Source organism: Paraconexibacter sp., assembly GCF_041602235.1.
In the GTDB taxonomy this organism is placed as follows: domain Bacteria; phylum Actinomycetota; class Thermoleophilia; order Solirubrobacterales; family Solirubrobacteraceae; genus Paraconexibacter.
In genome coordinates, this window is record NZ_JBFIGP010000033.1 from 1 (window position 1) to 23,991 (window position 23,991).

Sequence of the window (23,991 nt, forward strand, 5' to 3'; positions counted from 1 at the left end):
GCCCGGACTCGTTCATGAAGGTCTGCGGCTCCAGGAGCCCGACGCGGACGAGCGTCGAGCCCGGATGACCGATCCTGCCCTCGCGATAGCGGCCGGAGAACTTCGCCTTGGGCTTGGACATGCCCCACCGCTCGGCCAGCAGCTCGGCGACCTCGAACCCCACGTTGTGCGGGGTCCGCGCGTAGCGGTCCCCCGGGTTCCCGAGACCGACGATCAGCCAGTCGACGGGCGATGACGCGGCGCCGCGAAGGCGCACGCGCTACTCGCCGGCGTCGTCGCCGGAGCCGGCGTCGTCGCCCGCCTCGGCCTCGGCCTCGTCGCCGCCCTCGCCGATGACCTCGGTCTCGCCCTCGATGGCGTCCTCGTCCTCGACGACGAGACGCGGCGGCGTGATCGTGGCGATGATGGTCTCCTCCGGGTCGTCCAGGAAGGTGACCCCGGACGGCGCCTCGATGGCGGAGAGCGCGAGCGTGTCGTTGACGTCCATGCCGGACACGTCGACCGTGATGACGTCCGGGATGTCGACCGGACGGGCCTCGACGTTCAGCTCGGAGGCGAGCTGCTGCAGGATGCCGCCCTCGCGCACGCCGACGGAGTCCTCGCTGCCCGTGAGCTCGACGAGCACCGGGGCGTGGATCGACTTGCTGAGATCGACGCGCAGGAAGTCCACGTGCACGATCTCGCCGCGGACGGGATGCCGCTGTGCGTCCTTGAGGATCGCGGGCTCCGCGCTACCGCCGTCGACCACGACCTCGAACACCGCGCCCGTCTCCGCCAGAGCGTGGCGCAGGTCGCGCTCGCCCACCTGGAAGCTGATCGGCTCGGCTCCGCCACCGTAGACCACCCCGGGCACGAAGCCCTCGCGGCGCAGTCGGCGCGTGCCGCGGGAGTGTCCCGGTGTGCGGGTGGAAACGTCGAGCTTGGTCGCTTCGTTCTTGGCCATGATGATCTGTCTCTGTGGGGGCACGGACGCGCGGATGCGCAGTCCGAAACGGCGAGGAAGGGTAGCGGAAGGTTCGCCCCCGACGCGTTGCGGTCGAGCAGGGCGCGGCGCTACCGCGCCGGACCGCTGCCGAACTGGTCGGTGCCGCGGTACATCCGCTGGACCTCGAAGAACGCGGGCTTGCGCACCCCGTCGAAGGTGATCAGGCCCTTCTCGTGGATCGGGGAGTTGGGGCGCGGGTTGCCGCCGTCCCAGTTCGGCCGCACCCGGAACTCCTTCAGGGCCCAGTAGACGGCGCCCGAGAGCCACGGCTTCGTCGCGTAGACGCCGAGGTGGTAGTTCACGAAGTCCGACTGGAACTCGAACGTGCCCTTCTCCTCGACCGGCCCGCTGCGGTTGGCCTCCGCCCCGAACTCGCTGATCACGATCGCCTTCTTCGGATAGCACGCGCGCACCGAGTCGAGGTACTCGGGCAGCAGCGTGCGATCGGCGATCTGGCCGTTGGGTCCCGGATACCAGCCGAAGTACTCGTTGACCCCGATGACGTCGAGCGGGTCGTACTCCCGCTGGCAGCCGGCGGCCGGGTACCCGGCCACGGCGTAGCCCACGGGCCGCGTGGGATCGAGCCGCTTGGCCGCCCGCGCCGCCCGCGCCAGGTAGTAGCCCTGGACCGCGCCCGGCCGGGCGCTCAGCTCGTTGCCGACCGACCAGACGATCACCGACGGGTGGTTCTGGTTCGTGAGGATGTTCGACTCGAGCTCGCGCGCCGCGAGCTCGCGGACGAGCTTCTGCTTGAGGTACTGCGTCTTGACGGCGTACACCGGGATCTCCGACCAGATCAGCAGGCCCTTCTGGTCGGCGAGCTCGTGGATCCTCGGGTGCAGCGGGTAGTGGGCGCGCAGCAGTGTCGCCCCGGACTCCTGGGTCTCCTGCACCATCAGGCGCCGCGCCGCGTCGTCGATCGCGAAGCCCAGGGTCCTGTGGTCCTCGTGCACCCCCATGCCCCGGAAGTTCAGCGGCTTGCCGTTGAGCAGCAGGCGCCCGGCCCCGTTGACGCGGATCGAGCGCACACCGGTCTCGAGGTCGTACCCGGCCACGGTCTTCTTCCCGATCCTCGCTCGCACGGGAGCCGCGTAGAGATAGGGGCGCGTCGGAGACCACAGTCGCGGCTTCTTCACCCGGATCGTGCGGGTGAACGCCGCGAAGCGCTTGGCGCCGATCGACTTCGTGCCGAGGTCGACCTTGCGGGAGCCGAACCGGCTGGTCAGCCGCACCTTGACGGCGCTCGTCCCGTAGTTGCGCAGCACCACCCGGTACTGCACGTCGGCCGCGCAGGTGGTGCAACGCAGCACCGGACGCACCTGCACCGTCGAGAAGTCGATCCGGTCGATCCGCCGCAGGTAGACCTCGCGCAGGATGCCGCCGTAGTTCCACCACCCACCGGTCGGCGTCCCCGTGGCGGACAGCCCGGACGGCGGGAAGTCCGTGGGGTAGCGGCGGTTGTCCACCCGGATCACCAGGCGGTTGGTGCCGGAGCGCTTCAGGAGACCGGACGGCAGCCGGATCTCGAACGGGAGGTAGGCGCCGCGGTTGGTGCCGACCGGCTTGCCGTTGAGCCAGACCCGCGAGCGGTAGTTCACCGACTCGAACCGGATCACGTAGCTGAAGCGCTTGGACCTGGAGGGGAGCCGGAAGTCCTTGCGGTACCACCCGACGGTGCCCGACATGGACTCGACGGACTCGTCGGTGGCGTTCCAGGCGCTGGGGACCGTCGTCACCGACCAGCCGGTGGTCGCCGTCTGCTTCTGGAACCCCTCCTTCAGCCCGACCTCGGCCTGATCGAGACGGAACAGCCAGGTCCCCGCGAGGAGGTACCGGTTGGTCGGCCCCTGCTCGTAGAGCTTCCCCTGCTTGGGCGTCTCGACCCGCGGCGCCGGCGCCGCGGGCGGCGGCGTGGTGACGGCAGGATCGGTCTGCGCGACCGCGCCAGGAGCGGCTGCGGCGAACGCGGCGAGGACGGCGGCGATGACGGGAGAGCGGCGCATGGGTTCGCTGGCAGACGACACGTGGTGCACCCCCGAGTTGCGCTACCCCGGGCAGGAGGACTCGCGTTCGATCGGGGCGCTGAGGGCCAGCACGCTAATCGATCGCCCGGAGAGCACGTTCCCGCCACGGCGCACCGTCGCGCACTGCACGGTGGGTATGCCACGGTCCAGCACCGTCCAGACCACCCGGGTCTGACCGGTCGCCGACCCGAAGGCGTAGGCGGTCTCCGACTGCACGTTGAGGATCTTCAGCTCGCCCGCCAGACGCAGCCGGGCCGTGTTGCGCCGGACCTGCGCGGTACAGGCCGGGGATGCCCGGCACGACGGGTCCATCGCCGCGAGCATCCGCTGCGCATCGCCGTCCACCTGGGCCCGCAGGACCCCGAGCAGCTCGTCGCGCTCACGCCCCTCGGTGGACAGCCACCGGGCGAGCAGGCCCGAGATCACGAGGAAGACGATCGTGGCGAGGACGATCAGCGGCAGACGGCGACGCATCGGCCGCGGAGCCTAGACCGCGGCGCACCTCCGCCGCGCCGACCCCTCACCCCGCCTGCGGCAGGTCGTCCAGGCCGCTGATCTCCAGGAAGCGGCGTACCGACTGCTCCTGGTGCTCGAGCTGGCCGGCCAGGCGGTGGGCGTGCTCGGCCGCCCGACCACGGAAATCCTCCAGGCACCGCTCGGGATCGTCCGGGAGCGGATAGACGTGGGCGACGTCCTGCTGCGCGCACGCGATGCCGAGCGGGGGCCTGCCCTCGGCGAGCGTGCGAGCACCGCAGACCGGGGCGATCATCAACTGCTGCTCGGGCTCCACGAGCGCGACCGGCATGAGGCGGTGCGCCGGGAGGCGCAGCGGGAGATCGACCGCGCGGTTGACCCCGATCGGCGCGTCGGCGATGGACGCCAGCGCGTCCTTCCACACCGCGAGCACCGTGTCGGCTGCGACGAGGGCGTCCCGTAGCGCCCGCGCCTGCTCGGCGTAGAGGTCCTGGGCGTCGGCCGCATCCTGGGCCTCGGCGAGGTCGAGGTCGCACGGGACCCGCAAGAGCGCGCTGGGCGCCACGGCGCTGCCCGCCCCGACCTGGCCCGGGGTGACGTACGTCTGCACGGTCCCGAGATCCAGGCGACCGTGGAAGATCACCGTCATCGCCTCCGACAGCGCCAGTCCGTCGACGCGCAGTGCGAGCGCGGCGGACGCATCCGGGTCCAGCAGCGCGCGTCGCAGGAGCTCCTCGGCGCCGGCCGCGTCCCCGTGCTCGTGCTCGTGCTCGTCCATCGTCGCCTCCTCGTCCGTCGTGTGCCGCCTCTCGATGGTGAAGGCGACCCTGCACCATGGTTATCGACCACCAGGACGGCTTGCGCAAGTCCGAGGTGGACCGCCGGGCCTTGCGGGTAGGGTCCCCCGCATGGGCCGTCTCCTCTACAAGCCGTTCGGCATCGTCTTCAGCGTCGTCGCGGGCAAGCTCGCCGCCAAGCTCTTCACGTCCATCTGGGTCGCGCTCGACAAGGACTCCGACGACGGGACGCCGCCGCGCCCGACCGAGGCCGGCGCACCCGTCGGCAAGGCGGTCGCGGCGTCCGCGATCGAGGCCGCCACGTACGCGGGCACGAAGGCCGCCTTCGACCGGATGGGCGTCCGGGCGTTCCACTACTTCACCGGGATCTGGGCCGGCCCGAAGCCTCCGAAGGACCAGCGGCAGGCCTGAGGACCCGCGGTCCCCGCAGGCGCGGCCCCCGGTGGGCCGTGCGGGACCGCTCAGAGCAGCCCGACGATCGCCGCGCAGTCCCAGTTGCGGGCCCCGCTGCCCCCCGCCCAGAGCTTGGCGGCCAGCCGGTCCTGCTCGGCCTTCGAGGCCAGGTAGGCGTGCGGCGTGCTGCCGCCCACGCCCTTCCACGTCGACGGGATGAACTGGTAGTACCCGGACGCTCCGGCGCTGTTGGGCGGCAGGTTCTGCCCGCCGGACTCGCACTGCACGATCGCCCACGGGATCGCCCATGGCCCGCCGGGGCCGACGTTGGACACCCGGGCCTTCGCCTGCTCCGCCAGCAGCTTCTTGAGCGTCCGCCCGGCGCGCTTCCTCGCCGTGGCGTTGGCGCGCCGTAGCGCCAGCCGGGCGGCACGCGCCTCCGCGACGGCCTCGCGGCGCGTCTGGGCGGCCGAGGTGATCGCGGCGAGGGCGTTGCGGCGCCGCTCGACGGCATCGGCCAGCGTCGCCCGCCGGCGCTCCAGCCGCGCCAGTCGCCTGACCTCGCCCTTCGCGTCCTTGCGGGCGTCGCGCACGACGTCGAGGATCTCGGTGTTGTTGCGGCGCACGCGGCGGAAGAACTCGCGTCGCTCGATGAGGTCCGCGAACCCGTCGCTGTTCAGGACCACGGTGACCATGTCGGGCGCGCTGGCCTTGTAGTTGGCCTCCAGCTGGGTGGCGAGGACCTCGCGAGCCTCCTGCAGCCGGCGCCGCAGGCGCAGGGCGCGGGCGCGCTCCGTGCCGAGCTCCTCCTTCGTCCGTGCGAGCCGTCCCTGCGCCGCGTCGAACTCGCGCTGGGCGACGTCCAGGCGCCGCTGCAGCAGGGCGACCTGGCCGGAGATCCGACGTTCGAGGACCCCGAGGCGCTCCGCCTGGGACCCGAGCCGCGCGTCACGCCGCTCGCGCTGCTCGATCTCCTGGCGCAGAGCGTCCGCGTCCTGGGCGTTGCCCGCGGGGACGATCACGGCGCCGAGCGCGATCGCGGCGATCACGACGGCGGCGAAGAGAGCGACGGATGGGAGGCGAGGAGGGCGTGACATACCGACCGCGCGGGGCGCGGTGACCCCTCAGGGTAGGACAGACGCCCCCGCGGTCTGCAACTTCGCCGTCAGCGATCGTCGCGGGCGCGGACGACGAAACCCCGCGTCCCCAGCGTCTCCAGCGCGTCCTCGAAGGCCGGGAAGTCCCGGCGCAGCAGATGATCGATCGGACGTCCGGAGGGCCCCGCGGTCCGCACCCAGCGACGCAGCGCGTCCGGGTGGACCCGCTCTGCTGCCTCGCTCGTGAGCGCCAGCAGGATCGGCAGCTCGGGACGGTGGTCGAGGTCCCCGCCGATCACGGTCAGCGGGTCGACGTCCAGGACCCGGCAGAGCTCCTCGTCGTCGAGCCCGAGACGCTCCATGAGGACGGACGCGGCCGTGGAGGTCAAGGCGCGACCGCCGTGCTCAGAACAGCTGGTTCTCGCCGCCGAAGACCTCGGACACCGAGTCGTCGGTGAAGATCCGGCGGATCGAGTCGGTGAGCAGTTCCGCGCAGCTCAGGACGCGGATGTTCTCCGGTGCCCCGGCCCGCAGCGGGATGGTGTCGGTGACCACGATCTGCTCGAACCCGCTCGCCGCGAGGTTCTCGTACGCCTTCCCGGAGAACACCGGGTGCGTCGCCGCCGCGAACACGCGCGACGCGCCCTCGTCCAGGACGGTCTGACCCGCGGCGCGCAACGTCCCGGCCGTGTCGATCATGTCGTCGAGGATGACCGCGGTCTTGCCCTTGACGTCACCGATGACGTAGCCGATCTCGGCGACCTGCTGGGCCGGACGCTCCTTGTCGAGGATCGCGAGCTCCGCCCCGAGCTTGACCGCGAACTTCTTGTTGAGCTTCACGCGGCCGGCGTCCGGGGCCACCACCACCAGGTCCGACAGGCCGAGATCCGCGAAGTACTGGCTGAGCATCATCAGCGCGGTCATGTGGTCGACCGGGACGCTGAAGAAGCCCTGGACCTGGCCGGCGTGCAGGTCCATCGTGAGCACGCGGTCGGCACCGGCGGCCTCGAGCATGCGCGCCACGAGACGGGCCGTGATCGGCTCGCGCGGCGCGCTCTTCTTGTCCTGACGCGAGTAGCCGAACCACGGGGTGACCGCGATGACCCGGTGCGCCGAGGCGCCGACGGCGGCGTCGATCATGCAGAGCAGCTCGATCAGCGCGTCGTTGGCGCTGACCCCGGTCTCCGGATTGCCGCAGGTGGGCTGGATGATGAAGACGTCCGCTCCGCGGATCGAGTCCTCGTACCGGCAGTAGACCTCGCCGTTGCTGAAGGTCTTCAGGGTCACGGGCCCGAGATCGACGCCGAGCTTGTCGGCGATCTTCGCGGCGAGCTCCGGATTGGAGCGGCCGCTGAACAGCATCAGCTTCTTGTCGTAGTCGATCGGGAGGCTCGTGCTCACAGCGGGCGCGAGTCTACGGTCCGGTGCCGACGTCGTGCGCTGCGACGCGGGAATCGTGGTCGGGAGCAGGGACTCGGTGAGGGGCGGCGTGCTGCTCATGCGTCCTTGACCTCCGGGGTCTGCCGTTCGGCGAACCCATCGATGTTCGTCTGCCGGGCCCGGGCCACACCGAGCGCCCCGTCGGGGATGTCCTTGGTGATGACCGATCCCGCCGCGGTCCAGGCGTCGTCCCCGACCGTGACGGGAGCCACGAACGACGTGTCGACGCCGCCCTTCACCCGTGCCCCGATCGTCGTCCGGTGCTTGTTGCGCCCGTCGTAGTTGGCGGTGATCGTCCCGGCCCCCAGGTTGGCCTTCTCCCCCACGTCGGCGTCGCCGATGTAGGACAGGTGCGGGACCTTGGCGCCCGGCCCGATGTCGGAGTTCTTGATCTCCACGAACGTGCCGACCTTGCTGGCGTCGCGCAGGACGGTCCCGGGACGCAGGTACGCGAACGGACCGACGCTCACCCCGTCGTGGATCTCTGCGTCGGTGCCGTACGCGTGGACGACCTTCGATCCGCTGCCGATCCGCACGTCGAGCAGCGTCGTGGACGGCCCGATCACGCAGTCCTCGCCGGCCCGCGTCGATCCTCGCAGCACGCAGAACGGCTCCACGACCGTGTCCCGGCCGAGCGTGACCGTCACGTCGATGTGGGTGGACGCCGGGTCGACGATGGTCACGCCGGAGCGCTGCAGGTCGTCCTGGATGCGCTGCTGGGCGATCGCGCGGACACGGGTCAGGTCGACGCGGTCGTTGACGCCGAGCACCAGGTCCTGGTCGTCGACGACGTGGGCGTGCACGGGAAGCCCGTCGCCCCGGAGCAGCACGAGCGCCTCCGGCAGGTACTTCTCCCCCTGCGCGTTGTCGGTGCCGATGCGCGGGAGCACGTCGAGGGCCGCGGCGCCGTCGAACACGAAGATGCCGGTGTTGATCTCCCCGATCAGGAGGTGCTCCGGATCGGCATCCCCGGGAGCCTTCGTCTCCACGACCCGCTCGAACGCACCGTCGGCGTCGCGGACGACCCGCCCGTACCCGGTGGCGTCCTGCAGCATGGTCGTCGCCATCGTCGCGCGTGCCCCGGCCGCCGCGTGCGCGGCGACGAGCTCCGAGATCACCGAGGCGCGGACGAGGGGCACGTCGCCCGAGAGGACGACGACGGGCCGCTGTGGCTCGAAGTGCTCCGCGGCGGCCAGGACGGCGCCACCGGTCCCGTCGGCGACGGGTTGCACCACGTGCACGGTGCCCGCCGGCAGGTGGTCGGCGAGCAGCCGATCGGGCCCGTCCACCACGACGACCTTGGCCGCGCCGGCCTCGAGCGCGGCGGCGATCGGCCAGGCGACCATCGGCCTGCCGCACAGGTCGTGCAGGACCTTCGGGGTCTTCGACCGCATCCGGGTGCCCTTCCCGGCGGCCATCACGACGACGACGGGCGCGTTCACGCCTGCGGATGCTACGCCGCTGCGCGCCGCACGGACCTGCGGGGGCGTGGCGGGGCAACGGACCGAGGCTGGGGAGCCCGGATTCGAACCGGGACAAGAACTTCCAAAGAGTCCTGTGCTGCCGTTACACCACTCCCCAGCGTCCGTCCCATGATGCCGTACTCGCCACCGCGCCGGGACGAGCCGGCGGGCGTCCCCGGAACGACGGACGGCTCGTGGCGCGGTCCCTCAACCGCACCACGAGCCACCGTCCGTGGGTGGTGGACCCTCCTCCACCGCCCGCTCGCGTGACCGGTCCCTCAACCGGTCGGCAAGATCTGTGCGCCCTCAGGCGACCATGTCGATACCCCGGTCGACGTCCGGGCCCGTGGCGCGCGCGGAGACCGCACGGTCGGTCCCGAGGCTGGTCACCCGCAACGAGCCGTCGGCGGCGTGGACGCGGACGGGCAGCTCGGACCACGGTGCGTCGGCCGCGGCCGCCACCGCGCCCGGTGCGCCCAGCGCTCGACCGGCGAGCAGGACGCGGGTGGCGCGGCCCTCGGGGTCGAGCTCGACATCGACGCGGATCGGCTCGACCGCCGCGTCCCCCTCGCCGAGCACCCGGGCCTCGATCTCGACGGCGCGGCCGTCCTCCCGTGCGAGCGTTCCGCCGACCGCGGCGGTCACGCCTGTGTCCCGTGGTCCCCGCAGCTCGAACGTGGCCGCCCAGGCGATCACGGGCTGCTCGCGCTGCTCGGCGCGACGCGCGGCCGCCTGCGCCTGCGCGGCACGGTCCAGGGCGAGCTCCACCGGGCGCACCGATTCGGCGATGGCGTCGATCTCGGCGACGCGCAGCGCGCGACCGACGATCTGGCCGACGAGCGCGCGGATGAGGTCCAGACGGCCCGTGGGGAGCACCGCGTCGGTGTCCTGCGCCGGCGCGGCGACCGGGCTGGGGTCGAGGTGCCGGGTTCCGTCCACCGTGTCGCGATCGACCGGTGCGGACGGGAGGACCCCGCGAAACGTGAAGGTTGTCGACCCGCCGAAGGCGGCCAGGTCGTGTCCTGCGACATGCATCCGTGCGCCCTCCTGATCTTCCGTGATCACTCCGTGGGCACCACAAGGATCGTCCAGCACCACCGCGGGCGCAAGCCGGGTGGACGGATGGTGGGTCAGGCGCCCGCGAGCGCCACGACGATGCGCTCGACCGGCACCACGCCCTGGTAGGCACCCGTCGGTCCGACGCACACCACCGGGTCCCACCGGCACACGAGGGGTCGCGCCATCGCGCGCTTCGCGATCTCGGCCACGGGGACGTCCGGCGCGACGCACAGCGGCAGGCGGACCGGGGCGCCGCGGGCGTGCGCGACCCGGTCGATGATGCCGACGGGCTGCTGCTCGGCGCCCAGCAGCACCACGTGCTCGAGATGCGCCTGCGCGCCGAACGCCAGCTTCACCGCACCCGGCCCCTCCGGGACGCCCGGGACCCGTTCCAGGAGGCGGCCCAGCCCGGCCGTGGCGCTGTCGGAGGCGGCGCGGCGCCGCAACCGCTGCACGAGCTCGCGGTCGATGTCGACCATGGCGGGAGTCGGGCGGGCCAGCGCGTAGCCCTGGCCGAGCGGGACGCCGAGCCCGGCCAGCGCGTCGAGCTGCTCGTCCGTCTCGATGCCCTCGGCCACCAGCTGGGCGTCGAGGCGCGTCGCCAGGTGCGCCAGCGCCTCGACCGCGTCGACGCGCGCCGGATCCTCGGCGATGTCCCGGGTCAGGGAGCCGCCGAGCTTGAGGAACTGCGGGCGGAGCGCCAGGACGTCGTCGACCCCGCCGGGAGCACCGGCGTCGCCTGCCGCCAGGAGGGCGCCGCGCGCACGCAGCTCGTCGACCGCCCCGCGGACCGCGAGAAGGCTCGACGGGTCGGCGCGTCCGGTGAGCTCCACGACGATCGCGTCGAGCCGGTGCGCGCCACCGAGGGCCTTGATGACCGCGGGGTGCGTGAGCACCGCGGGACTCAGGTTGACGGAGATGAAGCGGTTGCGGACCAGCAGCGGGCGCGCCATCAGCGCCGCGCTGACGACCTGCGCCTCGAGCGCCCCGGCGTAGCCGAGACGGGCAGCCGCCTCGAACCACGAGACGACCGGCGCGCCGGGGATCTCGGAGAACCGCGCGAGCGCCTCGTAGCCGCGGACGATCCCGCGCTGCAGGTCGACGATCGGCTGGAAGTGCACCCGTACGCGCTGCGGCTCGTCGAGGACGCGCTGCAGCGCCGCGACCCACTCGGAGTCCTGCGGCGGCGGCGACTCCGTCCGGGGACGGCGTGCGCGGCGCGCGGTCTCGACCAGCGGTCCGCGGAGATCGGTCATGGGCGCAACCTGGGACAGGCGCCGCCGCGTCGACGGCGCAGGCGTGAAGGGGATCCCTACCTATCGGCACGGGGGCCGCGGACCTGAAGGGCCCGGGAGAGGTGCCGCAGCAGATCTGGGTGCCCCAACGGGTCGGCGGCGTACGCTCTCGCGTCGCCCGGCGTGACCAGCCGGCGCTCGGAGCGGAGCATGCCGACCCCGGCCTCCCCGATCCGCGGATGCTCGGCGAGCTGCTCGATGCCCGTGCCCACGAGCGCCAGCGCGTCGGGGTCGGCGGAGGGAAGCGCGACGAGGAACGGGCTGCCGTCCGACGAGGGGCCGATCACGACCAGGGCGCCGTCGTCGAGGTCGGACACGGCGGACCGGGCGAGGTCCTCGTCGAGCCTCGGCACGTCGGGGGCGACCAGCAGCACGGGGCCCTCGTGGTCGTGCAGGGCCATGCCCGCCGCGTCCACGCTCGTCGCCTCGAACGCGACGTCCGGCGCGACCCGCGCCGCCCAGCGACGCGCCCCGAGCGCGAGCTCGTCCCGCAGGGCGGTCGCGTGCGCCTCGCCGAGCAGCTCGTCCAGCCCCGGATCCCGCGGCGCCGCCAGGGCGTAGAGCACGATCGCGGCGAGGTGCGGCACCGGTCAGTCCCAGGAGAAGTGGGTGCCGTTCTGCGGCACCGTCTGCCCGTCCAGCTCCCGGACGGCGGCGGCCAGCGTGCGCGCGAACGTCGCCGTGCTCTCGCCCACCAGGCGGATGAGCTCCTCCACCGGGGTCGCCTCGTCGGCCACGCCGTTGGCGTAGTCGGTGGCGTATCCGAGCAGGGCGTAGGGGATCTTCGCCTCGCCCGCCAGCGTCGTCTCCGGCCCGGCGGTCTGGGAGACGGCGGTCACCCCGGCCTGCATCAGCACGCGGATCTCCGTCCTCGTGTTGAACCTCGGTCCGTCGACATGGCCGTAGCAGCCGCCGTCGCGGACGGGGTGTCCGATGTCGCGCGCGCCCGCGAGCAGAGCCTGACGCAGCGGATCGCTGAACGGACCATCGAAGATCCAGTGGCCCCGCCCCGCCTGCCCGGGCTCGGTGTGCAGCGTGCACAGCGAGCCGTCCGGGAGGCGGTTCTGCAGGAAGTGGAGGTCGTCGAACACGATCAGCGAACCGAGCGGCACCGACGTGTCGCAGGCTCCGCACACGGTCACCGCGAGGATGGCCTGCGCGCCCTGCTCGCGCAGCGCCCAGATGTTCGCCTGATGGGCGACCGCGCTGGACAGGCGGGCGTGGCCATCACCGTGGCGGGCGACGTGGAGCACGTCGGCTCCGGCGTAGCTCCCGGCGGTGATGCGCGCCGCACCGAAGGGCGTGGCGACCTCGGTCGTGCCGCTCGTCTCGAAGTCCGGGAGGGCGTAGGTCCCCGATCCCGTGATGATCCCGATGCGCATGGGCGGCACTCTACGCGCGACCGCGCGCACGCCCCGGTCGGAGGCGCAGAGCATGGGTGTCCCCGTGGGTAGGTTCCCGCCCCGCGGGCGACGGACCCCGCCCGCCGAGCTGGCGCATCGCCGTGGCGATGTGGCGCGTGACCACCGCCTGGCGTCGTTCAGGAGCGCCGGGGGACCCGACCGCCGACGCTGCCCGCCTCGCTCGCGGGACCCCCGCGGTGGGAGATGCCGAGCACCCGCATGGCCTTGAGGCCGAGCGAGAGCTTCTCGCGCCCGTCCGTCGACCCCACGTCCAGGCCGGACAGGTCGCGCACCCGCTCGAGGCGGTAGCGGATCGTGTGACGGTGGGTGAACAGCCGCTGGGCCGTCCCGGCGACGTTGCCGTCGGCCTCGAGAAAGGCCTCCACGGTCTGCACGAGGTCGGTCTCGTACTGCTCGTCGTAGGCGACGAGCGGCTCCACCGTCTCCGCGTAGAACCGCTGCAGCTCCGCGGGGTCCTCGCTCATCGCGCTCAGCAGCAGGCGATACGCGCCGGTCTCCTCGAACGAGAGGACCGGCTCGTCGCCGCCCTCGGCGACGTTGGCCGCCAGGAGCGCCTCGTTCCCGGCACGGTGCAGATCCGTGGGGTCCTCCGCCAGGCGGCTGCGTCCGACCGCGAACGCGAAGCCCGCGAGGGACGCCTCGAGCTCTCGCAGCACGGCGGCCGCGGCGCGGACCGACGTGTCCTCGTCGACGCTGGGCAGCAGGATGACGATCTCGGCCCCGGGCCCCTCGCGCAGATCGTTGAGCGCCGCCACCGCGGTCGGGGCCACGGCGCGCGCGCCGCGCTCGGCGACGGCGAGCACGCGGGCACGCCAGCCGTCCTCCGTCGTCACCCTCGGGTGCGCGCGGGCGACCAGCAGGCTCGCCCCCGCCTCGGCATCGAAGCCCAGTGCGGCGGCCCGCTCGACGATCTCCTCGCGGTCGGTGACGTTGCGGTCGAGCACGTCCCGCAGGAACCGCCCCGCCTCCTCCTGCGACGCGCGCTCGGGTGCCCGCAGCCGTTCGACCTCGCCGGCGATCAGCCCGGTGACGAGACGGATCACCGCGGGCAGCATCGGGTCGGGGGTGCCGCGCACCCGCATCCGCAGCGTGCCGACCGGCTCGTCGGCCACGCGCAGCTCGACGACCTCCACCCCGGACGCTCCGGCGGCCAGCGCGCGTTCGTCGGCCGTCGAGCGCGCGGCGACCGCCAGCGTGGTGCCCGCCCTGTCGGCCAGCACCAGGCTCGCACCCAGTGCGCGGGCCGCGGCGCGCACGATCTCGGGCAGCCCGGCGCCGGACTCCACCGCGTCGGTGACCGCATCGAGGGCGGTGATGTCGAGGCCGTCGGCGGCCTCGGTGTTGGGAGGAGTGGGCATGAAGGCTCCGGGAAGAGTACGAGCCCGAGCCGGTCGGGTTGCACGCGACCGCCCGCTCGCGGATGAGCGCCACGGGGTCGATCCGCGACGGTAGTGTCGGCACCTGGTGCTGAACGCGGGGGTCAGGGACAGCGAATCGGAGCTGCTCGAGCGCACCGACGAGCTCGAGACGGCGGCGCGCTGCGTCGCCGCGGTCGCAGCCGGGGAGGGGCGTCTGCTGACGTTCGAGGGCCCGGCCGGAGCCGGCAAGACGCGCCTGCTGGACCGCACACGCCGCACGGCGTCCGACCGCGGGATGCAGGTGCTCGCGGCGCGCGGCGGCGAGTTGGAGCGCGACTTCGCCTACGGCGTGGTCCGCCAGCTGCTCGAACGCACCGTCGCGACGGCCGACCGCCAGGTGCGCGCCCGGCTGCTCGCGGGGCCCGCACGGCACGGGCTCCGGGCCCTCGCCCTCGACGACGCTTCCAGCGGGCGCCTCGCCGACGATCAGGCGTTCGCGGTCCGTCACGGCCTGTACTGGCTGGTCTCGAACCTGGCCGCGATCCGCCCCGTGCTCATCGCGGTCGACGACGCCCAGTGGGCGGACGCCCCGTCGCTCAGGTTCCTGGCCTACCTGGCCCGTCGCCTCGGCGGACTCCCGGTGCTGGTGGCGCTCACGGTCCGCTCCGGGGAGGCGTCCAGCGACGACCGGGTCCTCGGTGAGCTGCTCACCGACCCGGCGGCCGAGCGCGTCCGGCCCGCGCCGCTCAGCGAGGACGCCGTCGCGACCATGCTCGGCGGCGCCGCACGGGTCGACCCGGTGTTCGCCGCGGCCTGCCACGAGGCGACCGGCGGAAACCCGTTCCTGGTGACGGAGCTCCGCACGGCGCTCGCCGCCGACGGGATCGCGCCGGTCGCCGCCCATGCGCGACGCGTCGCGGGCCTGGGGCCGGAGACCGTCTCCCACTCGCTGATGCTCCGCCTGGCTCGCGCATCACCGCACGCCCCGCAGTTCGCCCGCGCCGTCGCGGTCCTCGGCAGCACCGCCGATCATCGGCTCGCCGGGCTGCTCGCCGGGCTCACGGAGACCGACTGCGACGAGGTGGCCCGCGGTCTGACGCGGGCGGCGATCCTCGCGGGATCGCCGCCGCTGCGCTTCGCCCACCCCATCCTGCGTGATGCCGTCTACCACGACCTCTCCCTCACCGAGCGAGAGACGCTGCACGCCCGGGCGGCCGCGCTGCTGCAGGAACGCTCCGCGCCCGCGTCGGAGATCGCCGCGCACCTGCTCGCCACCTCCCCGTCGGGATCGCCCGACTCCGCCCTGGCCCTCCGCGAGGCGGCGCGGACCGCGCTGAACCAGGGGGCCGCCGACCTGGCCGCCCGCTACCTGCAGCGGGCGCTCCAGGAGCCCCTGGAGGCGGAGGACCGGGCCGTGCTGCTCGCCGAGCTCGGACGTGCGACGTGGCTGGCCGGCGAGGATCCCCTCGGTGCGCTGGGGCTCCTGCGCGAGGCCCTCGGGACCACGACCGACGAGGAGCTGCGCCCCAAGCTCGCGATCGACCTCGCCCGGGCGACCTTCTCCACCGGCAATGCGCCCGAGGCCGGAGCGGTCGTCGACGGCGAGCTCTCCCGCACGGTCGAGCGACCGCGCGAGGTCCTCCTCACGCTCGAGGCCGAACACGGATCGATACAGCTCCTGCACGACGCGGGTCCCGCCTGCGGACGCCGGATCATGGGCTTCGCCGACCTGCCCGGAGAGACGGACGCCGAGCTGCTGGTGCTGTCGAACGTCGCGACGTGGCTGTGGCTCGGCGGGACCGCCGACGAGGCGGCCGGGTACGCCGAGCGCTCCCTGGGCGGTGGCCGCGCCGTCGCCGCAGCCGGCTCCGACTCGATCGCGGTGCTGCAGGCCGCCTGGGTGCTCGGGTACGCCGAGCGCCACGATCTCGCGGCGGCGACGATCGCGGCGACGGCGCAGGACGCGGCCAGGACCGGCTCGGTCTTCGGGCTGACGGCGTCGTGCACGATGGCGGCGATGCTCGCCTACCGTGCCGGTGACGTCGCGCACGCCGAGGCCGAGGCCCGGCGCGGGCTGTCCGTCCCGGGGATCCCGCCGTTCGTGCACCCCATGCTGCACGCGTTCCTGGTGCTGCCGCTCGTGGAGGTCGGGGCGCTCGACGAGGCGGACGAGGTCATCGCCCGCAGTTGGGTCGGCGAGCACCTGCCCCGGCTGGTCCAGATGAACACGGCCTTCTGGGCGCTCGGCCGGCTCCGGGCCGCGCAGGGCCGCCACGCCGAGGCGATGGAGGCGTTCCTGTCCGGACTGGAGCGCGACCGCACGCTGCACGCCGACAACCCCGGCGTGCCGTGGCGGCTCGACGCGGCACGGTCGGCCCTGGCGCTCGGGGACCACGACCGCGCGTCGCGCCTGGTCGCCGAGCACGAACCGCACGCGCGCCGCTGGGGCACGGCGGGGGCCGTCGGGGCGTGGCTGCACGCCGCGGGCTGCGTGGAGCCGGCGGCCGAACCTGCCCACGACCTGCTGGCGCGGGCCGTCGAGACGTTGTCGACCGCGCCGGCGAAGCTCGATCACGCGAAGGCGCTCGTGGACCTCGGCGCCAGGAAGCGGCGGGACGGCCTGCGCCAGGATGCACGGGCGATCCTGCAGGACGGCCTCGACGCGGCGCGGGCCTGCGGGGCCAAGGTCCTGGTGCAGCGGGCGCACGAGGAGCTGCTCGTCGCCGGCGCCCGCCCCCGACGGCTGCAGTTCAGCGGCGCCGATGCGCTCACCGCCAGCGAGCGCCGCGTCTGCGAGCTGGCAGCCCTCGGTCGCACCAACAGGGAGATCGCCCAGGAGCTCTTCGTGACTCCCAAGACGGTCGAGAACCACCTCGGCCGGGCCTACGCGAAGCTCGGCATCGCCTCCCGTGACGCTCTCGCGGACGCCCTCGGGGGGGACCCCCAGGGCCGGCCGCAAGGAGAAGATGAGGGTCTCCCCCTCATGACCTGAGCCACGGCGGCCGCAAGGCTCCCGCCGTGTCCCAGCCGAAGCGCACCGCACTGCGTCTCGCCGTCGATCTGGCCAGCCGGCCGATCGAGGGTGAGGTGCAGGAGCCCGGCGGCCCGGTCCATCCGTTCGTCGGATGGCTCGGGTTCTTCGAGGCCCTCGAGCAGGCGGTACGCGACGCGGCGGGCGATTCCACTACCGAGGAGGACCCAGACCATGCTGCCTAGACGTGTGCCTCGCCCCAGTGCGGCGATGCTCGTCGCACTGATCGCGATGGTGTTCGCGGGGGCCGGTAGCGCCACCGCCGCGAAGCTCCTGACCGGCAAGAACATCAAGAACAGCTCGCTGACCGGGGCTGACATCAAGAACTCGAGCCTCACCGGGGCCGACATCAAGAACCGGACGCTGGGGACGTCCGACCTCTCGACGGCCGCAGTCGCCGCCCTCAAGGGCGGCCAGGGTCCGGCCGGCCCGGCCGGTCCTGCCGGCCCCGCGGGCCCCGCCGGCCCCGCCGGTGCGACCGGCCCGGCCGGTGCCGCCGGCCCCGCCGGTCCGGCCGGGGCCAAGGGCGACGTCGGCCCTCGCGGACCGAGCGACGCCTTCTCCGCGTACGTCGCGGGCAACCAGGCGGTCGCCGGTAACCAGGCGGTCGAGGTGATCGGCGGCACCCTGCAGTCCGCGGGCAACTACGTGCTGCAGGCGAAGGTGATGCTCCGGTCGGCCACCAACAACTCGAGCCTCGCCTTCTGCGAGCTGTTCGTCATGCGCGGCGACCTGCTGGAGGTGCTCGACAGGACGGGCAACCTGGTGCTCGGGCCCAACACGCAGACCAACGACACCCAGGCGTTCCCCCTGCTGGCGGCGACCGAGGTCGCGGCGGGCAGCGGCTACGGGGTGCGGTGCACGCCGGACCCGGCCTTCGGCCTCACGGCGTTCCGGCGCTCGCTGGTCGCCACGAAGGTCCAGACGCTGACCGACTGACCGGCGGTCGACGCAGACGGTCGTCGGACGCCTGTCGTCCGGCGACCGTCGTCGCGTTCAGACGCTGATGCGATCCCAGAACCACACGATCGTCGCGCCGCCCCCGACGCCGACGATCGCGAACGCGACGAGCACGTAGAGCGACAGGAACGACGCGGCGCACCGTTCCCACCAGCGCTGATAGGACCCCCATGCGGGGACCAGGATCAGCCCGACGTAGGCGGCGATCGCGAAGACCCCGCAGATCCCGGCCACCATGTAGGTGATCGCCTCGTTGCTCATCGATCAGCTTGCGCGTCCCGTGTCACCGGCAGCATTGTTGCGCAGGAAGGCGACGATGAGTCCCACCATGCCGCACAGGCCGAAGCACGCCATCGCCAGGCCCACGCCTCCGAGCACGTCGCTCAGGTAATGGGCGCGGAGGTACACCCGCGACAGGGCCACCGCCGTCGCGAGCACCAGCGCCCCTACGACGAGCAGCGCCCGGTAGACCGGTCCCGGCAGCGCGCGCGAGACCGCCACGGCGACCGCGACGAACGCCACGCCGTAGGCCGCGTGCCCGCTCGGGTACGCGTAGGTCTCGCCGACGTCGATCAACGCTCCCAGGGGGCGCGGACGCGCCTGCTGCTCCTTGATGACGTCGACCGCGATCACGGTGAGGACCATCCCCGACAGCAGCACCGCGCCTTCCACGAGACGGCGGCGCGCGAGCAGCACGACGGCCGCCAGGACCAGCACCGACCCGCTCACCGCGAGCTGGCCGATGTCCGAGATCGCGATCGCGACGTCGTTGAGCCAGTCGTGACGTAGTCGCCGCACGACGTCGAACGCGCTCAGGTCACCGGCGACGTACGCGTCCTTGCGCAGCGTCAGGAGGGGACCCATGAGGTTGAACAGCCCCACCACGACGATGGCGACCAGCGTGGTCAGCTCGAGGCCCAGCTGCCCCGGGGTCACGCGGTCCCAGAGGAACCGGACCGGGCCGCGCACGCGCCGGTACACCCTGCGGGCCAGCCGCGCGACCGGGCCGACGAGCGGCCGCTGCTCCTGCTCGTGCAACCAGGCGCGCAGGCGGTCGCGGTTCTCGGCGTCCCGGAGCCAGCGGACGACGACCACGACCACCACGACCACGGTGATCGTCGACCCGAGCGCGAACGCCCCCTGCTTGGCCACGCTGACCAGCTGGTCGAAGGACCGCCAGAAGGCGTACCCCAGCAGGCAGAAGGTGGCGCCCCACAGGCCGGCCCCGATGATGTCGTAGGGGAGGAACCTCCGGAACTTCATGCCCGAGGACCCGGCCAGGAACGGCGCCACCGCCCGGACGATGCCGACGAACCGACCGATCAGGACGGCCTTCCCGCCGTGCCGCTCGAAGAAGCCCTCCACCTGCGCCAGCCGCGGCGCCGTGATCTGGAAGCGCGGTCCGTGGCGCACCAGGAACTCCCGGCCCAGCTTGCGGCCGATGAAGAAGCTCGTCACGTCCCCGGCGACGGCCGCCGTCCACACGATCGCGATCAGGGTGACGATCTGGATCTCGCCCTGCCCGGCGACCAGGCCTCCGACCATGATCGCCGTCTCCCCCGGCGCGAGCAGCCCGATGAAGGCGCCGGTCTCCAGGAAGGCGAGCACGCCCACCGCCAGGTACGTCCACTGGCCGAGCGTCCTCCCGAGGTCCTCCAGGAGCTTCTCGAGGTCCGGGGGATGGACGAGACCGCTGCCGTACACGATGCAGCCGACCACGAAGATCGCCAGCCCGATCAGCAGCGGGGGCTCGAGGTGGCGGCGCCGACGCCACGCGAAGGCCGCCGCGACGGCTGCGGCCACGAAGAACGACGGCTTCACGCCGGCCCCTGGGTCCGGGAGCGAAGCAGGGGACCGGCGACCTGGACGCGGTCCTCACCGAACCGCGAGGCCAGCATCGTGGCGGCGCGACTCGCGAGCCGCGGCTCGTCGTAGAGCCCGACGCAGGTCGGCCCGCTGCCGCTCACCAGCGCCACCTCGGCCCCGGCGCCACGCAAGGCGGCGAGGGTCGGCACGAGGTCCGGACGCAGCGACAGCGCCGCGGGCTCCAGCTCGTTGACGCAGAGGGCGCGCGGCAGGTCTCCCGCACGCGCGCGGATCGCCTGAGCCCCGGCGTTCAAGGCAGTCGCGTCCCGCGGCAGACCCAGCCGATCGGCTTCCCGGAACACGTCCGGCGTCGAGAGCCCCACATCACTGGTGATGATCACGTAGGCGCTGCGCCCGGGCGCCAGGTCCGGCAGCCGCTCGACGACCTCGCCCGCGGCCGTCCCCAGCCACCGGCCCGGCTCGACCAGTGCCGGGACGTCGGCGCCGATCCCGGCCGCGATGACGCGCAGCTCGGTCTGGGACACCGTCAAGCCGTCCGCGCTCTCGGCGTGCTCGGCGAGCAGGCGCAGGACCGCGGCCGCGTCGGAGGAGCCGCCCGCCATGCCGCCGGCCACCGGGATGCGCTTGGTGATCGTGATGCGGACCGGGTCCCCGTCCCATCGGGTCGCGGCGCGGAACGCGCGCACAGCGGTCACCGCGAGGTTCTCGCCGTCGACGGGAGGGACGCAGACGACCTCGTCACGGTCCGCCGCCGGGATCGCCTCCAGCGACACGTCGTCCTGCAGGTCCAGCGCCTGGAACACCGTGACCAGCTCATGGCGACCGTCGGCGCGCGTCGGCCCCAGCAGCAGACACACGTTGATCTTCGCCGGCGCCCCCGTCCGCATCACCGCAGCGCACCCCAGACGGCCCGGAAGTCCTCCGGCTCCAGTCGTTCCGCGCGGACGTCGGGAGGGTGCCCGCGATCCACGACCGCGGCACGGATCGCGTCGCGCAGCTCGTCGCCCGACCGCGCGATCCCGTCGAGCCCGCCCGACATCGCGATCGACTTGGTCACCGTCTTGCGCCGGTGCGCGAACGCGCGCTGCACCAGCTGGCGCAAGCCCGGCTCCGGGGCAGGACGCGTGCGCTCCAGCAGCACGAGGACGCTGTCGACGTTCGGGACCGGGAAGAAGACGGTGCGCGCCACGGCCCGGTGCACGCGCACGTCGCAGGCGAGCTGGGCGAGGACGCTCGGGACGCCGTAGGCCGCGGTGCCGGCCCGGGCCGCGAAGCGCTCCCCGACCTCCTTCTGCACCATCGCGACCCAGCGCGTGACGCCCGGAAGGTCCTCGACGGTGCGCAGGATCGCGCCGGCCGCGATCCCGTACGGGAGGTTCGCGACGACCTTCGTCGGCTGCGGATCGAGCGCCGTGAGGTCGAGCGCCATCGCGTCGGCCAGGTGAAGCGTCGTGCGCTGCGCGAACGGCTCCAGCGCGTCGCGCAGCGCGGGCTCCAGCGAGCGGTCGACCTCCACCACGTGGGTGTGCGACGCGACCGCCGCGATGTGCTCGCTGAGCACCCCGACCCCCCCACCGATCTCGAGCGCCACGTCGTCGGGCGCCAGCTCCGCGGCACGCTCGATCACCCCGAGGATGTTCGAGTCGATCAGGAAGTTCTGGCCGAGGTCGCGCTTGGGGCGGATCCCGAAGTCGCGGACCCGACGCAGCGTCGGCTGGGCGGGGCCGTCGTCGCTCACCACGCGAAGAGGGTCGCAGCGTTGGCGGTCACGAGCGCGTCGAGCTCGTCGTAGGAGAGTCCCCGGCACTCGGCGACGAAACGGGCCGTGTGCGTGACGAACTCCGGGCGGTTGCGCTCCTTGCGAACCGCCTGCGGCGTCAGGTAGGGCGCGTCGGTCTCGACGAGCAGCCTGTCGGCCGGGACCCGGGCCGCGGCGTGCGCGAGGTCCCGGGCCTTGGGGTAGGTGACGTTGCCGGCGAAGCTGAACCACCAGCCTTCCGCGGCGCACTCCTCCCAGCGGTCGGGCATCGAGAAGCAGTGCAGCAGGACGGTCACCCCGACGGCATGCTCCCGCAGCGTCCGGATCGTGTCCTCCTCCGCTGCGCGCGTGTGGATGACGAGCGGCTTGCCGGTCTCGTGCGCGAGCTCGATCTGGGCGAGGAAGGCCCGCAGCTGGTCGGCGCGCGGCGCCGTGTCGCGGTAGTAGTCCAGGCCGGTCTCGCCGATCGCCGCGCAGCGGGGATGCTCCGCGAGCGTGACGAGGTCCTCGAAGGCGGCATCGTCGAACCCCTCGGCGGCGTTCGGGTGCCGGCCGACCGCCGCGAAGACCTCGGGGAACGTCTCGGCGGCCTGGAGCGCGGTGCGGTTGGTGGCCTCGTCCATGCCGACGGTCAGGATCCGCGTGATGCCTGCGGCCCGCGCCTGCTCGACGAGCTCGGCGTTGGGTGCGGCGCACGAGTCCAGATGCGTGTGCGAGTCGATCACTGGGTCTTGGGGAACAGCGGGGCGAGCTTCTCGACCCGGGCCACGCCGCCGGCGACGAGCTCCGCGTCCGTGTAGCCCGTCGACGGGGTCCCGAGCGCCCCGCGCAGCTTCTCGGTCGCCTCGGGCAGCCAGGGGTGCAGCAGGACCGACAGGGTCCGGACGCCGGCGACGAGCGAGGCCAGCGCGGTGTCGAGCTCGCCGGCGCGCGCCTCGTCCTTGGCGAGGACCCAGGGCGTCGTCTCCTCGACGTAGCGGTTCAGGCGGCGGACCAGCTCCCAGATCGCATCCAGCGCACCCGTGAGGTCGACGGCGTCGACCCGCTCGGCGACCGTCGCCGGGAGCGAGGCGAACGCGTCGGAGATCACGGGATCCACGGCGCACGACGGGACCGCGCCGTCGCGGTAGCGCAGCACCATCGCGATCGTGCGGCTCGCGAGGTTGCCGAGCTCGTTGGCGAGCTCGCCCTCGAAGCGGGACACGACGCCCTCCATCGACACGCTGCCGTCGGACCCGAAGGCGACGTCGCGCAGCAGGTAGTACCGCAGCGCATCCGTTCCGTAGCGGTCCATGACCTCGAACGGGTCGAGCACGTTGCCGAGCGACTTGCTCATCTTGCGCCCGTCGCTCCCGAGCAGGAAGCCGTGCACGAAGACGCGCTCGGGGACCGGGAGCCCGGCGGCCATGAGCAGCGCCGGCCAGTAGACCGTGTGGAACTTGAGGATGTCCTTGCCGATGATGTGGACGCTCGCGGGCCAGAAGTGGTCCGTCAGGTCCTCACCCTCCCGCGCGAACTGCAGCGCGGTGACGTAGTTCAGCAGGGCGTCGAACCACACGTAGAACACCTGCTCGGGGTCCCACGGCACCGGCACGCCCCAGGTGAGCGTCGAGCGGCTGAGCGACACGTCGCGCAGCCCCGACCGGATGAACGACAGGGCCTCGTTGCGCCGCGAGGCCGGCAGGACGAAGTCCTCGCGCTCGGCGTAGAGCTGCTCGAGCGGCTCCTGGAAGCGCGACAGCGCGAAGAACCAGTTGGTCTCCTTCTCGCGGGTGAGCTCGATCTCGTGGATGGGGCACCGGTTGCCGTCGGCGATCTCGGTCTCGGACTTGAAGTCCGCGCAACGCGGGCAGTACCAGCCCTCGTACTCGCCCTCGTAGACGTAGCCGTTGTCCTTCACCCGGGCCAGCACCGCCTGGACGGCCTCGACGTGGCGGGGGTCGGACGTGCGGATGAAGAAGTCGTTGGTCGCGTCAAGACGCGGGGCGAGCGCGGTGAACCGCTCGGCGTTCTGGTCGGCCAGCTCCTTGGGCGTGACCCCCAGCGCTTCGGCGGCGAGCGCGACGGGCTCCCCGTGCTCGTCGGTGCCCGTGAGGAAGAAGACGTCCTGCGCCCGCTGACGGTGGTGCCGGGCCAGCACATCGGCGGCGATCGTCGTGTAGGCGTGACCCAGGTGGGGCGCCGCGTTCACGTAGTAGATCGGCGTGGTGACGTAGAAGGTGCCCATCGGGGACGACAGGCTACGGGACCACCGCTCCCCGCAGGCCGCGCGCGGTCAGGCCGGGACCTCGCCGCGGGCCCTGGCGCATCGGGCGCGTCGCCGGCGAGTGCCCACGACCGTCACGGGCATGGCCGCGGCGAGGAGGGCGAGGCCGAGCCAGGCCGGCCACGGGACGTCGGCCGGGGTCGCCGCCTCGGGGGGCCGGGCGCGCGGCACCGCGGCCCCAGGGACGGGACGGCGCACGGCGTAAACGGGGGCCGGAAGCGGTGCGGGTGGCGAGGTCGGCGCCGGCCGCGGCTGCGAGATCGGCGCCGGGGCGACGGGCGGCGTGCGCTCGTGGGGTCTGCGGCCGCGCCGACCTGCCGGACCGGCGACGGGCGCCAC

At 73.2% G+C, this 23,991-nt stretch carries 23 protein-coding genes, 1 tRNA gene and 1 pseudogene; 4 read left to right on the top strand and 21 right to left on the bottom strand.

Annotation, left to right across the window (positions count from 1 at the left end; genetic code table 11):
• The 5 genes and pseudogenes from ABYE80_RS04595 to ABYE80_RS04615 form a co-directional block, all read right to left on the bottom strand.
• Positions 1 to 256 (bottom strand): annotated as a pseudogene (locus ABYE80_RS04595) (peptidyl-tRNA hydrolase); the annotation flags it as partial.
• A gap of 3 nt (positions 257 to 259) precedes the next feature.
• Positions 260 to 943 (bottom strand): 50S ribosomal protein L25, encoded by a 684-nt coding sequence (locus tag ABYE80_RS04600; protein ID WP_372789042.1) that lies wholly within the window; start codon positions 941 to 943, stop codon positions 260 to 262.
• Positions 944 to 1,053: 110 nt separating this feature from the next.
• Positions 1,054 to 2,988 carry a glycoside hydrolase family 2 protein gene (locus ABYE80_RS04605; RefSeq protein WP_372789044.1) on the bottom strand — a complete coding sequence of 645 codons (1,935 nt, stop codon included), beginning with the start codon at positions 2,986 to 2,988 and terminating at the stop codon, positions 1,054 to 1,056.
• Between the two features lie 42 nt (positions 2,989 to 3,030).
• Complete coding sequence (locus tag ABYE80_RS04610) at positions 3,031 to 3,483, bottom strand: hypothetical protein (protein WP_372789046.1); 453 nt, start codon at positions 3,481 to 3,483, stop codon at positions 3,031 to 3,033.
• Between the two features lie 46 nt (positions 3,484 to 3,529).
• Positions 3,530 to 4,261, bottom strand: a complete 732-nt coding sequence (locus ABYE80_RS04615) for a hypothetical protein (RefSeq protein WP_372789047.1) — start codon at positions 4,259 to 4,261, stop codon at positions 3,530 to 3,532.
• Positions 4,262 to 4,391: 130 nt separating this feature from the next.
• Here ABYE80_RS04615 and ABYE80_RS04620 point away from each other — a divergent pair, with 130 nt between their 5' ends.
• Positions 4,392 to 4,691: a DUF4235 domain-containing protein gene (locus ABYE80_RS04620; RefSeq protein ID WP_372789048.1), complete on the top strand. Its 300-nt coding sequence runs from the start codon at positions 4,392 to 4,394 to the stop codon at positions 4,689 to 4,691.
• A gap of 50 nt (positions 4,692 to 4,741) precedes the next feature.
• On the opposite strand, the gene ABYE80_RS04625 is transcribed toward ABYE80_RS04620, so the two are convergent.
• From ABYE80_RS04625 to ABYE80_RS04670, 10 genes are all read right to left on the bottom strand, one after another.
• Positions 4,742 to 5,722: a transglycosylase family protein gene (locus ABYE80_RS04625; RefSeq protein WP_372789050.1), complete on the bottom strand. Its 981-nt coding sequence runs from the start codon at positions 5,720 to 5,722 to the stop codon at positions 4,742 to 4,744.
• A gap of 116 nt (positions 5,723 to 5,838) precedes the next feature.
• On the bottom strand, positions 5,839 to 6,159 hold the full coding sequence (locus ABYE80_RS04630) for a hypothetical protein (protein ID WP_372789052.1): 321 nt from the start codon (positions 6,157 to 6,159) through the stop codon (positions 5,839 to 5,841).
• 16 nt (positions 6,160 to 6,175) lie between these two features.
• Positions 6,176 to 7,153 (bottom strand): ribose-phosphate diphosphokinase, encoded by a 978-nt coding sequence (locus ABYE80_RS04635; RefSeq protein ID WP_372789077.1) that lies wholly within the window; start codon positions 7,151 to 7,153, stop codon positions 6,176 to 6,178.
• 113 nt (positions 7,154 to 7,266) lie between these two features.
• On the bottom strand, positions 7,267 to 8,652 hold the full coding sequence (glmU, locus tag ABYE80_RS04640; RefSeq protein ID WP_372789054.1) for a bifunctional UDP-N-acetylglucosamine diphosphorylase/glucosamine-1-phosphate N-acetyltransferase GlmU: 1,386 nt from the start codon (positions 8,650 to 8,652) through the stop codon (positions 7,267 to 7,269).
• Positions 8,653 to 8,720: 68 nt separating this feature from the next.
• Positions 8,721 to 8,791: transfer RNA gene (locus ABYE80_RS04645), tRNA-Gln, on the bottom strand.
• A 188-nt stretch (positions 8,792 to 8,979) separates the two neighbouring features.
• The gene (locus ABYE80_RS04650; RefSeq protein ID WP_372789055.1) at positions 8,980 to 9,708 is read right to left on the bottom strand and encodes a hypothetical protein; all 729 of its coding nucleotides are present in this window, start codon (positions 9,706 to 9,708) and stop codon (positions 8,980 to 8,982) included.
• Between the two features lie 95 nt (positions 9,709 to 9,803).
• On the bottom strand, positions 9,804 to 10,988 hold the full coding sequence (locus tag ABYE80_RS04655; RefSeq protein ID WP_372789057.1) for an EAL domain-containing protein: 1,185 nt from the start codon (positions 10,986 to 10,988) through the stop codon (positions 9,804 to 9,806).
• Positions 10,989 to 11,044: 56 nt separating this feature from the next.
• Complete coding sequence (locus tag ABYE80_RS04660; protein ID WP_372789059.1) at positions 11,045 to 11,614, bottom strand: DUF2064 domain-containing protein; 570 nt, start codon at positions 11,612 to 11,614, stop codon at positions 11,045 to 11,047.
• A gap of 3 nt (positions 11,615 to 11,617) precedes the next feature.
• Positions 11,618 to 12,409, bottom strand: coding sequence for an MTAP family purine nucleoside phosphorylase (locus tag ABYE80_RS04665; protein ID WP_372789061.1), 792 nt, complete (start codon positions 12,407 to 12,409; stop codon positions 11,618 to 11,620).
• Between the two features lie 158 nt (positions 12,410 to 12,567).
• Positions 12,568 to 13,809: a PucR family transcriptional regulator gene (locus ABYE80_RS04670; protein ID WP_372789063.1), complete on the bottom strand. Its 1,242-nt coding sequence runs from the start codon at positions 13,807 to 13,809 to the stop codon at positions 12,568 to 12,570.
• Between the two features lie 106 nt (positions 13,810 to 13,915).
• On the opposite strand from ABYE80_RS04670, the gene ABYE80_RS04675 reads away from it, so the two are divergent.
• The 3 genes from ABYE80_RS04675 to ABYE80_RS04685 are packed head-to-tail and all read left to right on the top strand — an operon-like array spanning position 13,916 to position 17,779.
• On the top strand, positions 13,916 to 16,801 hold the full coding sequence (locus ABYE80_RS04675; protein WP_372789064.1) for an AAA family ATPase: 2,886 nt from the start codon (positions 13,916 to 13,918) through the stop codon (positions 16,799 to 16,801).
• Between the two features lie 26 nt (positions 16,802 to 16,827).
• A complete protein-coding gene (locus ABYE80_RS04680) occupies positions 16,828 to 17,025 on the top strand; it encodes a hypothetical protein (RefSeq protein WP_372789066.1) in 198 nt (65 codons plus the stop codon).
• Positions 17,026 to 17,029: 4 nt separating this feature from the next.
• Positions 17,030 to 17,779, top strand: a complete 750-nt coding sequence (locus tag ABYE80_RS04685) for a hypothetical protein (RefSeq protein WP_372789068.1) — start codon at positions 17,030 to 17,032, stop codon at positions 17,777 to 17,779.
• A gap of 57 nt (positions 17,780 to 17,836) precedes the next feature.
• Here ABYE80_RS04685 and ABYE80_RS04690 read toward each other — a convergent pair whose 3' ends face one another.
• The 6 genes from ABYE80_RS04690 to metG are packed head-to-tail and all read right to left on the bottom strand — an operon-like array spanning position 17,837 to position 23,613.
• The gene (locus ABYE80_RS04690) at positions 17,837 to 18,061 is read right to left on the bottom strand and encodes a hypothetical protein (RefSeq protein WP_372789070.1); all 225 of its coding nucleotides are present in this window, start codon (positions 18,059 to 18,061) and stop codon (positions 17,837 to 17,839) included.
• Positions 18,062 to 18,064: 3 nt separating this feature from the next.
• Positions 18,065 to 19,621: a VTT domain-containing protein gene (locus ABYE80_RS04695; RefSeq protein ID WP_372789071.1), complete on the bottom strand. Its 1,557-nt coding sequence runs from the start codon at positions 19,619 to 19,621 to the stop codon at positions 18,065 to 18,067.
• Entirely contained in the window at positions 19,618 to 20,514 is an 897-nt protein-coding gene (locus tag ABYE80_RS04700; RefSeq protein ID WP_372789073.1) for a 4-(cytidine 5'-diphospho)-2-C-methyl-D-erythritol kinase, read from the bottom strand. The genes ABYE80_RS04695 and ABYE80_RS04700 overlap by 4 nt, the downstream gene beginning before the upstream one ends.
• Positions 20,514 to 21,365 (bottom strand): 16S rRNA (adenine(1518)-N(6)/adenine(1519)-N(6))-dimethyltransferase RsmA, encoded by an 852-nt coding sequence (rsmA, locus tag ABYE80_RS04705; RefSeq protein ID WP_372789074.1) that lies wholly within the window; start codon positions 21,363 to 21,365, stop codon positions 20,514 to 20,516. The genes ABYE80_RS04700 and rsmA overlap by 1 nt, the downstream gene beginning before the upstream one ends.
• A complete protein-coding gene (locus tag ABYE80_RS04710) occupies positions 21,362 to 22,111 on the bottom strand; it encodes a TatD family hydrolase (RefSeq protein WP_372789075.1) in 750 nt (249 codons plus the stop codon). Before ABYE80_RS04710 ends, rsmA begins: the two co-directional genes overlap by 4 nt.
• Positions 22,108 to 23,613, bottom strand: coding sequence for a methionine--tRNA ligase (metG, locus tag ABYE80_RS04715; protein WP_372789076.1), 1,506 nt, complete (start codon positions 23,611 to 23,613; stop codon positions 22,108 to 22,110). The genes ABYE80_RS04710 and metG overlap by 4 nt, the downstream gene beginning before the upstream one ends.
• Positions 23,614 to 23,991 lie beyond the last annotated feature (378 nt).